At 72.7% G+C, this 10,330-nt stretch carries 8 protein-coding genes; 2 read left to right on the forward strand and 6 right to left on the reverse strand.

Annotated features, from left to right (window positions below; all coding sequences use genetic code 11):
* Positions 1-389: 389 nt before the first annotated feature.
* A complete protein-coding gene (locus tag CHF15_RS43345) occupies positions 390-1,586 on the reverse strand; it encodes an HtaA domain-containing protein (RefSeq protein ID WP_089229461.1) in 1,197 nt (398 codons plus the stop codon).
* A gap of 160 nt (positions 1,587-1,746) precedes the next feature.
* Here CHF15_RS43345 and CHF15_RS43350 point away from each other — a divergent pair, with 160 nt between their 5' ends.
* Positions 1,747-1,968: a hypothetical protein gene (locus tag CHF15_RS43350; protein ID WP_089229462.1), complete on the forward strand. Its 222-nt coding sequence runs from the start codon at positions 1,747-1,749 to the stop codon at positions 1,966-1,968.
* 286 nt (positions 1,969-2,254) lie between these two features.
* Here the strand turns inward: CHF15_RS43350 and CHF15_RS43355 are convergent, their stop codons facing one another.
* The 5 genes from CHF15_RS43355 to CHF15_RS43375 form a co-directional block, all read right to left on the reverse strand.
* Complete coding sequence (locus CHF15_RS43355; protein WP_089229463.1) at positions 2,255-3,190, reverse strand: hypothetical protein; 936 nt, start codon at positions 3,188-3,190, stop codon at positions 2,255-2,257.
* Positions 3,187-4,050 carry a heme ABC transporter ATP-binding protein gene (locus CHF15_RS43360; RefSeq protein WP_089229464.1) on the reverse strand — a complete coding sequence of 288 codons (864 nt, stop codon included), beginning with the start codon at positions 4,048-4,050 and terminating at the stop codon, positions 3,187-3,189. The genes CHF15_RS43355 and CHF15_RS43360 overlap by 4 nt, the downstream gene beginning before the upstream one ends.
* Complete coding sequence (locus CHF15_RS43365) at positions 4,047-5,216, reverse strand: FecCD family ABC transporter permease (RefSeq protein WP_089229465.1); 1,170 nt, start codon at positions 5,214-5,216, stop codon at positions 4,047-4,049. Before CHF15_RS43365 ends, CHF15_RS43360 begins: the two co-directional genes overlap by 4 nt.
* On the reverse strand, positions 5,213-6,412 hold the full coding sequence (locus CHF15_RS43370; RefSeq protein WP_089229466.1) for a heme/hemin ABC transporter substrate-binding protein: 1,200 nt from the start codon (positions 6,410-6,412) through the stop codon (positions 5,213-5,215). The genes CHF15_RS43365 and CHF15_RS43370 overlap by 4 nt, the downstream gene beginning before the upstream one ends.
* A 210-nt stretch (positions 6,413-6,622) precedes the next feature.
* Positions 6,623-7,276 carry a biliverdin-producing heme oxygenase gene (locus CHF15_RS43375; protein WP_089229467.1) on the reverse strand — a complete coding sequence of 218 codons (654 nt, stop codon included), beginning with the start codon at positions 7,274-7,276 and terminating at the stop codon, positions 6,623-6,625.
* 352 nt (positions 7,277-7,628) lie between these two features.
* Here CHF15_RS43375 and CHF15_RS43380 point away from each other — a divergent pair.
* The coding region (locus CHF15_RS43380; RefSeq protein ID WP_143681792.1) for an RHS repeat domain-containing protein at positions 7,629-10,330 on the forward strand (2,702 nt) is incomplete at its 3' end.

A 10,330-nucleotide genomic window follows, 5' to 3' on the forward strand; every position in this document is an offset into this window, starting at 1 on the left:
GTTGCAGCCCCCGAAGAACGCACCACCCCCCTGCTCACCACTGAGACCCCACGCCAACGAGGCATCCGAGACCGACACCGAAGCCGCCGAAGCCGAACCGGCCCCCACGACCACCGCACCCGCCGCCGACACCACACCCACCACGACACCGGCAAGGGCACGGGTCGCGCGGCGGACGGCGCGGGGGCTGAATCTCGCGCCGGGGCGGCGCGTCGTCATTCGATACATTGGTTTCTTCTCTCCTGAAGAGAATCCGGCGGGACACTTCGTGTCCCGTTGGTCGAGGGGCCGGGCGGGCATGCCCGGCCCCTTCGGCTTGCGCGGGTGTCCGGCCCTTGCGGGCGGCCTCACCCCCTTCGCCGCCGGTGGGCGGTGGTCGGCTCGGCTGGTCAGCGGTGGACGCCGGCGGTGTGCCTGCGGCGTCGGGCGAGGAGCATCAGGGCCGCGCCGGCGGTGGCGCCGGCCGCGGCGGCCGCGAGGGCCCCGGTGGCGTGGGCGCCGATGCCGGTGCTGGCCAACTCGTCGGGCCTGAACCGGGTGTCGGGGACGAGTGCGGAGTCGTCGCCCGTGCCGCCGGTGTCCTGTCCGCCGGTGGTGCCGTCCGGGCCCGTGGTGGGCGCGGCTCCGGTGCCGGCGCAGCCGCTCAGGTGAACGGTGGCGTCGTCGAGCCGCTGGCCCTTCTGGTAGAAGTTGCTCCCGTTGAAGGTGAAGGCCTTGGTGTCCTGGATCGCGGTGCGGACGGTGCGGGTGACGCCCGAGGCGCCGTTGTCCGCGGTGCCGCCGGACAGGTCGAGGGATGCCAGCGCGACGTCGCTGCGCGCGTCGGTGGTGGGCTCGGCGTCCGGGGCGCTGACGGTCAGACTGACGTCCGCGTAGAGGGTGCCGGTCGTTCCGCGGACGACGAGGCGGGGTTCGGCGATCGCGACCTTGAAGAAGTGGGCCGGGTAGGAGTAGGTGACGCGGCCCGCGTACTGGACGGTGAAGTCGTCGGGCGAGGTGTACGCGGAACTCGACTCGAAGGGCCACTGGTAGCTGCCCGTGGCGTTCCTGCCCGCGACGGCCAGGTCCTGGGCGAGGATCTTCAGGCCGTCGTCGGCCGTGATGCTGTTGCCCGTGGGGCCGCCGACGTAGGAGCGGAAGCTCTTCTTGAAGCCCCAGGTCAGGCTGCCGCCCTTGACGGCGTCGGTGACCGCGCAGTCCTCGGCGGCACCGGAGGTGGTGCCGGTCGGTGACGCGTCGGCGGCACCGGCGGGGGACGACGGGGTGGTGGCCGTCGGCGTGGTGCCGGGCTCGCCCGGCGTGGGCGCGGCGGTGCCGTCGGTCCGGGTCGTGTAGCTGAGGGTGAGGGGGGTGGCGGGCTTGGCCGCGTCGCGGGCACCGCCGGAGGTGAACCAGTACGAGGACTGCCCGGTCGACTGCTGGAAGTCCACGAAGTCCTGCGGGAACGAACCCCAGAACGCCTGGTTCGAGCCCGACTTCGCCGGCTGCCCCGTCGTCCCCGAGGGAACCGACACCGACTCCCCGAGATAGTCCGGCGTCACCGAGAAACCGGCCGCACCCACCTCGACACCGCTCAGCTTCGCCAACGTCACCGTCCTCGCCGGCAACGCCACCCACGTGCCCGGATCATTCATGTCCGCGCCATAACCGGACGCGGTCGCCGTCAGCGTCCCCGTACCGTCCCCATCCACCGTCAACACCGGATCCGACGCCGACCAGTACGTCAGGCCGCCATAGAAGACGGATGTGAACGAACCCGACCAGCGAATCGACGCCGTACCCGCCGCCGCGTCGACCGTCCCCGTGCCACGACTGAACACCACACGATTACGCGACAACGAACTCGTCGAACCCGCCGACACCGCGGCCCCGTTCGGGTCCTGGCACTTCGTCGCCCACGACGGCTCCCCGAACACACCCGCCGCATCCGGCTTCTCCACCGTGACGTTCCCGTCCCGCGTCGCATAGAAGTCGTCACCCTGCGTCCACAAACGACTGGAACCCGAGTCCCCCGCCTTCCCCGCCGACAGGAAGTTGCAGCCCCCGAAGAACGCACCACCCCCCTGCTCACCACTGAGACCCCACGCCAACGAGGCATCCGAGACCGACACCGAAGCCGCCGAAGCCGGACCGGCCCCCACGACCACCACACCCGCCGCCGACACCACACCCACCACGACACCGAGTACGGAGGCGATGCCTCGCCGGGCGGTGGCGGTGGCGGCCCGTGTGCGACCGCCGGATATCCGTGTTGTCACTTCTCCCCCGTTCCGGTGGACGTCGCGGTGCGCCTGCGCCGGCGCAGCAGAAGGAAGCCCGCCAGAACGGCGGCGGCCACTGCGGCGCCGAGCACCGCCAGGCGGCCCGCCCCCGAGGTGGAGGTGGCGCTGACGACGGGATCCGCCGCGACGGTGGTCGTCGGCTCGCCGGTTTCCGTCGGGGAGGCGGCGGGGGCGACGGCTGCCGGTGAGCGGCTGGTCCCCTGCGTCGGCACCAACGAAGGAGTGGCGGGCGTGCCGCTTTGCGTCTTCGACGCGCCGTGCCGGGCGGACTTCGTGGCGGGGGTCTGCTTGGCCGGGGTGGTGAAACGGACGGGGGTGAACGTCTCGTTGGCCGGGCTCGCCACGCCGTGCGCTCCGATGGTGATCACCCCGCACTGCACCTTCCGGCAGTCGACCTGGCGGATCGTGCCGTCGCGGCCCTTGGCCGGGAACACGGCTCCCGGCACGACCAGGGTGGCGTCCCAGGTCCCGTCGGCCTGCACGGTGCCGCCGTTGGCGGCGTAGGCGGTCGGGTCGCCAGGGAAGGCCACGAATCGCTGGTAGCCGTGGTTGTCCTTGGTCTCGGAGTCCTGGACGTAGACGTAGTCCTCACCGCTGGTGCCGCCCCGGCTGGGCCGCCAGGTGCCGCTGACGGTGCCGAACAGCACGTAGACGCCGCCGAATCCGTTCTTCACGGACTGGAATCCGGCGCCGTGCAGGCGCAGTTCGCTCGCGTAGTCGGGGTCGGCCGTGCCCGGGGACAGGGTGACCCGGGCGGCGGCCGCGGCCGGAGGCGCCGGCGCCAGGACGGTGGCGGCCGCCGTCAGGGCCGCGGTGACGAGGGTCCACAGCAGGTGCCTTGTGTGTCCTGGCCGCCTGCTTGCGGGCCGGACGGGCGGCGCCGTGAGGGGGTGGAGGGGTGTGGTCATGGTGTGGGTGTTCCTTTGCCGTGCCGTCGGGGTCCGACCATCACCGCGCCGGTGACGGGGTGCCGGTACACCTCGATGGGAAGCCGATAGACCTCTTCGAGCAGTGGCTCGGTCAGTACCGTCCCGGGCTCGCCCCGTTCCACCAGCCGGCCCGCGTGGAGCACCGCGATCTCGTCGGCGTAGGCGGCGGCCAGTTGCAGGTCGTGCAGGACGGCCAGCACCGCCTGCCCTCGGTCGGCGCAGTCACGGGCGGTCCGCATGAGCTGTTCCTGGTGGCGCAGGTCGAGTGCGGCGGTCGGTTCGTCGAGCAGCAGCACCGAGGCGCCCTGGGCGAGGACCCGCGCGAAGGACGCGCGGGCCTGTTCGCCGCCCGACAGCGTCGGGTAGCGGCGGTGCGTGAAGCCCGTCATGCCGGCGGCGGTGAGGGCGTGGGCGATCGCGTCCTCGTCGTCGTCCTCCACGTCGGTGCCGGCCCACGGTGCCCGTCCCATCGCCACGACGTCGGCGACGGTGAACGGGAAGGACAGCGTGGCGCGTTGGGGCAGCACGGCGCGACGGCGCGCGAGGTCGGCCGGATGGGCCGTGGCGACGCCGAGCCCGCCGACGTGGACGGTCCCGGTCGTCGCGGGCTGGTCGCCGGCCAGCAGGGACAGCAGGGTCGACTTGCCGGCGCCGTTGGGGCCGACGACCGCCAGCAGCGAGCCCGCGGCGAGGTCGAGGTCGACGTCCTTCAGCAGCCAGGTGCCGCCGACGCGCAGGCCGAGTCCCCTGGCGGACAGCGCCACCGTTCCCGGCTCCGGCGGACGTGGCAGAGCCGCCCTGCGGCCGGTGAGCCGTCCCAGTGCGGTGCGCGCGCTCACAGCCAGCCTCCCGCCCGCGCCCGGGTGGTGCGCAGCAGCCAGAAGAAGAAGGGGCCGCCCACCAGGGCGGTGAGCATGCCGATCGGGAGGTCGGCGTAGGCGATGGCGGTCCTGGCGACGACGTCGGCGGTGGCGAGGAGCACGGCGCCGCCCAGCATGCTGGCGGGGATCAGAACCCGGTGGCCGGGGCCGACCGCCATGCGCACCAGGTGCGGGACGACGAGCCCGATGAAGCCGATGATGCCGCTGAAGGCGACGGCCGCGGCGACCATGACGGCGATGAGCACGATCGCGGTGACACGGAGGCGTTCCACGTTGACCCCCAGGTGCCGGGCGGACCGGTCGCCGAGGGAGAGCAGGTCGAGCCTGCGCGCCAGCAGGCAGGCGCCGAGGAGGCCGATCACGGCGAACGGCGCGACACTGCCGGCGTACGCCCAGCGGCTGCCGTTGAGGCTGCCGAGCTGCCAGAAGACGATCTGGTCGCGGGCGGTCTGGCTGCCGAAGAACATGCAGAACGCCAGTCCGGCTCCGGCGACGGCGTTGACGGCGATCCCGGTCAGCACCAGGGTGACCACCTCGGTGCGGCCGCCGGCCCGGGACAGCAGGTAGACGAGGAGGACCGCGACGAGCCCGGCGAGGAAGGCCGCCGCGGGGACCGTGAACCCGCCGAGGACGTCGATGCCGGCGACGATGACGAACGCGGCGCCGAGCGCGGCGCCCGCCGACACCCCGACGACGCCGGGTTCGGCGAGCGGATTGCCGAAGACCCCCTGCATGAGCGCTCCGGCGGTGGCCAGGACGGCACCGACCAGCAGCGACATCACGACGCGGGGCATGCGGATCTGCCACAGGGTCGACTCGGCGAAGGGGTCGCCGATCGGGTGCCCCAGACCGAGCGGCCCGGACAGCCGGTGCAGTACCGAGTCGGCCACGTCGCCGAAGCCGATCCCGTACTGGCCGAGCGCGGCCGAACCGAGTCCGACCAGGACCAGGGCGGTACCGAGCGCGGTGAACAGGGCGACGCGCGCGGTCAGTCCCGCGGGCGCCGCCTTCTCCCTCGCCTTCTCCGTCGCCTTCTCCGTCGCCTTCCCCGCCGACGTCCCGGCCGCGTTCTCCGTCGCGGCGGGGGCGCTCTTGGGGTGCGTGCCCGTCTCGAGTGCGGTCATGACGCCGCTCCCGCGTGGGACGTGGCGAGCGAGTCGGGTGCGTAGACGGCGCGGGCCAGCGCGTCGAGCACCCGCGCGGTCAACGGCCCGAAGGACAGGACCTGGTAGTCGCTCATGTCCACGATGCGGCGGCGCTGCCCGGCCGGGGTCTGGGCGACGCCCGGCAGGCTCAGCGCCCCCTCGACGCCGCCGACGGAGCGCAGTCCCTCGCTCATCATCATGATGACGTCGGGCTTGGCCTTGGCCATCGCCTCGGCGTTCAGGGGTGTGAAGCCGTTGATGCCGGCCTCACTCGCCACGTCGACGGCGCGCAGCGCCCTGATGAGGGAGTCCGCTCCGGACCCCTTGCCGAACAGGTAGTAGACACCGGCCTGGCCGCGCGCGTAGAGGAACATCACGCGCGGTCTGCGCGCCGCGTCGGCCGGGACGACCTTCGCGATCTGCGCCCGCTCGACGGCGATCTCCTTCCGCAGCCGGTCGCGGAGCTGCCGTCCCTCGGCCTTCACCCCCAGTGCGGCGGAGACCTCGTCGACGAGGGTGCCGACGGTGTCCAGCGAGCGCCTGGCGCCGACCACCACAACCGGTACGCCGGAGTCGCGCAGTTGGAGGACGACGTCCCAGGGGCCGAGGGTCGTGTCGGTGATGAGCACGGTGGGGTGCAGCGCGAGGATCGCCTCGGCGTTCAGCCGGTGTCCGCCGCGGGTGACCAGCGGCAGCTTCGCGGCGGCCGGGAAGCCCGTGGACTGGTCCCGGCCGACGAGGCGGTCGCCCAGGCCGAGGCCCTGGACGGTGGCGGCGAGGCTTCCGTACAGGTCGAGCGCGAGGATCCGGTCGGCGCTCCGGACGGTCACCTTGGTGCCCTGCACGTCGGTGACCGTGGTGGGGAGCACCGGGCGGGCCGCGCGGGTCACCGGGGTGATGTCGGAGTCCGCGACGGTGGCCGTCGTGGGTCCGCTGTAGGAGCGTGGATCGGCCGCCGGACGCACCTGGTCCCACGGGACGGTGCGGCCTGCGCCCACCTGCCCGGGACGGCTCGCGCTCGCCGGCGAGCCGCAGCCGCTGAGGAGCACCGGCACCACCAGCAGCAGTCCGAGCAGGATGCGCCGGGCCGGTGCCGTGCGTGGTGCGGTCGGTACGCCGCGGCCGGTGGCGGAGGACGACGGACACGGGGGCTGGGGCTGTCTGTTGCCCGTCACAGGGCTGCCTCCATCGGGGCGACGGGGGCGGATGGCCCCCGTCCGACATCGTCCGCGGCTCGCGCGGACACGGTGGTACACGTTGTGGGCATGCGGGACCCGGGACACGGCTGTCCCAGGTCAAGCTCCGTTGAACTTAGGTAAGCCTAACCTATCTTCATGGGTGAAGTGGAGGGTCCCGGAACCTTGACGGCCGGGCGACGGCTCCGCTCAGGCGGTGAGCGGGAAGAGTGCGTCGAGGTCGGCGAAGACGGCGCTGTTCAGGGCGAAGGCGTGACGGCACTCCTCCACCACGCGCTGCTTCTCGAGTTCGTCCACGGGCAGGGAGTCGAGGAGCGCGCGGTACCGGCGCTTGAACGCGGCGGGGTTGTCGATGCCGTCGAAGACGTACAGGCGGACGCCGTCGCCCTTGTGCTCCAGACCCCACGTCCTCTCGGCGATGCCGCGGATCACCTGACCGCCCGAGAGGTCGCCGAGGTACCGGGTGTAATGGTGCGCCACGTATCCGGCCGGCCAGGTCGCGGCCACCTCGGCGATCCGCTCCGCGTACCGCCGGGTCGCGGGCAACGGCGCGGCCCGCTCGCGCCATTCGTCGCCCTGCAGGTGCCGCAGGTCGCGTTCGAGCGCGGCGACCCTCATCAGCTCGGGCTGGAGGAACGGACCGGCGACCGGGTCCTGAGCCAGCCGCCCTGCGGCCTCCTCCAGTGCGCGGTACACGAAGAAGAGCTGCTCGGTGTAGCGGGCGTAGGCGTCCACACCGAAGCGTCCGCCCAGCAGGTTGCCGATGAACGGTGCGTTCTCGGCCTCAGTGTGACGGTCCTGGCTCGCGGCGCGAATGACCGCCGAAAAAGGGGATGTTGCCATGGTTCCTCCCTGGGTCGTGCTCGCGGCCATGCTTGCAACTTAGGGTCCCCTAAGTCAACATGTTGTCGACGATCTGTCGGCATGATAGATAGGTTAGGCTATCCTAACTTCGCAGGATCGGACCGGGCCCCGCAAGGCATCGGTCCGGAGCGCACCCACCGGCCCAGGGCGGTTCGACGCCGCCCACCGGCCTCCGGGGCGCTGGGGGGCGGCAACAGTGTCGACACCGTCCGGCGAACGCAGTGTCCGCGGTGGCCCCGGCCGTCACGCGGGCGGCACCACGGGGGTCGGGGCCAGGCCGCAGGCCGGCCCCTCCAACAGCCGAATTCCCCTTCGACGAGCGGACTTGAGAGTGCGTTCCAGACCCTCCCCGGCCCGGATCACCGTCGGGCTCGCGGCCGCCGCCGCGGCGCTGATGGTGGCCGCGCCCTCACCGGCCCGACCCGCGTCGGCCGGCACAGCCCAAGTGGCCCCTGCCGGCGCCACCGTCGCCGCCCAGGCCGCGCGGACCGGCGTCGCCACGGCGTCCGACCCGGCGTTCGCGGCGCAACCGCGACCGCAGACCGTGGCCGACGGCGGGTCGGTGACCTTCTCGGCCGACTTCCCCGGCGCCCGCTTCCACACGTGGTACCGCACCGACGCCAAGGGCAGCGTCCCGCTGCCCAACAGCAACTCCGCGACCTACACCTTCACCGCGAACTACGCCGACAACGGCGCCACTTACTCGGTCAAGGTCTTCGACAGCGCCTTCACCCAGCACACCTCCGACGGGGCCGAACTCACCGTCACCCCCGTCGCGGCCGGCGTCGTCGAGCCGCCCCACGACACCTCCGTGCAGGCCTACCAGACCGCGCGCTTCACCGTCACCGCGGGCGGCACCGGCCCCTTCACGTACCAGTGGCAGCGCCAGGACACCGCCGGCGCGGCATGGTCGGACATCGCCAAGGCGACCGCCGCCGACTACGCCTTCAAGTCCCGCCCGGCCGACGAGGGAGCCCGGTACCGCGTCGTCGTCGACAACGGCCACGGGCCCTCCGCCACCTCCGCGGCGGCGCGGCTCAGCGTGATCTCCGGCGGGGGAAGCCCCGCCCCGGTGAGCCGCGCGAGCCTGGAATGGGGCGTCAACAGCATCTACCAGGGCGGCAACCCCGCGAACGCCGGCTGCAACTTCTTCTCCGCCGGGACACAGCAGGAGTTCCAGGACCGACAGGGCGGCGTACGGATCATCCACCGCGTCCCCGACGGCACCGCGCAGGGCATCTCCGACGCCACCAAGTGCATCCCCGGTGCGGGATCACTGCTCGACCAGCGCGCCCTGTTCACCGGCGGCACCGGAACCGCCAACCCCGTCACGGGCGAGGCGACGATCCACTGGGACGGCGCCTTCACCGCCAACGCCTACGCGGGCATGGTCACCTGGTACGTCAAGGACCCGACCCTGACGATCGCCGAGGACGGCACCGGCACGCTCACCGCCACCAGTGGCGGCATGGGCTCCAGCCGGGACAACCCCGGCGAGCAGGAGGAGGTACCCGCGCGCCGGGTCACCGTCGCGGCCTTCGACCAGGTACGCCTCGACACCGCCGCGGGTCCGGACGGCGGGGTGCGTATCTCCCCGCGCTTCTCCGGCGTCGACTACTTCCCGCTGGTCGACGGGGTGCGCTCCACCACCTCCGCCATCGCCGGCTCCGTCAAGGAGGCCAAGCCCGCCTGGGGTTCGTGGCCGGAGTCCTTCGTCGACTTCCAGTACGAGACCGGCCTGTCCAGCTACTGGCACACCAGCGGCCTCAGCGACGACCCCGACAAGCCGCCCTTCGACGTCTCGGTGCGCTTCGGCTCCGGCCCCGACGTCAAGGACGTCCCCGTCATCCTCGCCAACCCCTCGACGACCGCCGACGCGCCCTACGTCGAGGGGCGGGACCTGACCGTCACCGCCGACGTCGACGGCGACGCCGACGTCCGGTGGGAGCGCTCCGGCTCGGCCAACGGCCCGTGGACGGCCGTCGACGGCGCGACCGGCGAGTCCCTGACCATCCCGGCCGTCGACGCCTCCTGGAACAACACCTACGTACGCATCGTGGCGACCAACGGCGACGGCCAGGCGGCCTCCACGGCCCTGCTGCTCACCACCGCGCCGTACTCCGCGCCCACCTTCTCCGAACCGCCGCGCGATCTGGCGGCCATTCAGGGGACCAGGCCGCTGGTGAAGTTCCGGGTCACCGGCAACCCCGCCGTCGACCCCGGCACGATCGTCCTGGAACGCAGCGACGACCAGGGCGCCACCTGGAAGCGGTGGACCGGCGCCGAGTACGCGCAGCCCATCGTCGGCGGAACACAGCAGTTCACCCTGCCGGCTGTGCCGCTGGACGCCGACGGGGCGACCGCGCGCATCGTCGCCGCCAACGCCGAGGGCGCGCGGACGGTCTCCGGCACCTTCGACGTCCGGGTCTTCCGCGCCACGGGGAAGCCGCAGCTGGTGACGGTGCCGGGCACCGCCGTGGACCCGGAGTCCGCGACCCGGCTGACCGTCCTCGGCGCGGGCTTCGACGTCCCGGACTGGCCGAGTCCCACGCTGACCTACTCTCTCGACGTGGGTCTCTTCGACGCCGACGTGTGGCAGCCGGGCAAGCAGGGGAACCGCCAGTGGGTCGCCACGTCGCCCGACACCAGCGGCGGACAGCTCTACTACGACTCCATGCGGGCCGGCGGCGGTGCCTTCACCGCCTCCCTCACCGTCCCGGCCGGGAAGCTCACCCCCGGCCACGCCTACGGCATCGGCGCGTTCCTGCGGCTCACCGACATCACGACGTGGAAGGACACCTTCGACAACCGGACCCTGGACGCCTGGACCGCCCTGTCGCTGACCACGGATCCGCCGTCGTCGGAGGGCGAGCAGACGATCACGGCGACGGTGCCGGAGCAGGCCGGTGAGTTCACCTGGACCATCGACGCCGGCGACCGTGCCGTCACCCTGACCGACGCCGTCAACAAGGGCGCCTACCTGCAGTCCACCGGTGACCTGGGGCCCGTCAAGGTCACCGACACCCGCACCGG

Source organism: Actinacidiphila glaucinigra (assembly GCF_900188405.1).
Lineage (GTDB): Bacteria > Actinomycetota > Actinomycetes > Streptomycetales > Streptomycetaceae > Actinacidiphila > Actinacidiphila glaucinigra.

What these genes read in the sequence shown, in the direction of transcription:
- CHF15_RS43365 (WP_089229465.1), bottom strand. Translation starts at nt 5,216, where the DNA reads ATGACCGCACTCGAGACGGGCACGCACCCCAAGAGCGCCCCCGCCGCG.
- CHF15_RS43375 (WP_089229467.1), bottom strand. Translation starts at nt 7,276, where the DNA reads ATGGCAACATCCCCTTTTTCGGCGGTCATTCGCGCCGCGAGCCAGGAC.
- CHF15_RS43355 (WP_089229463.1), bottom strand. Translation starts at nt 3,190, where the DNA reads ATGACCACACCCCTCCACCCCCTCACGGCGCCGCCCGTCCGGCCCGCA.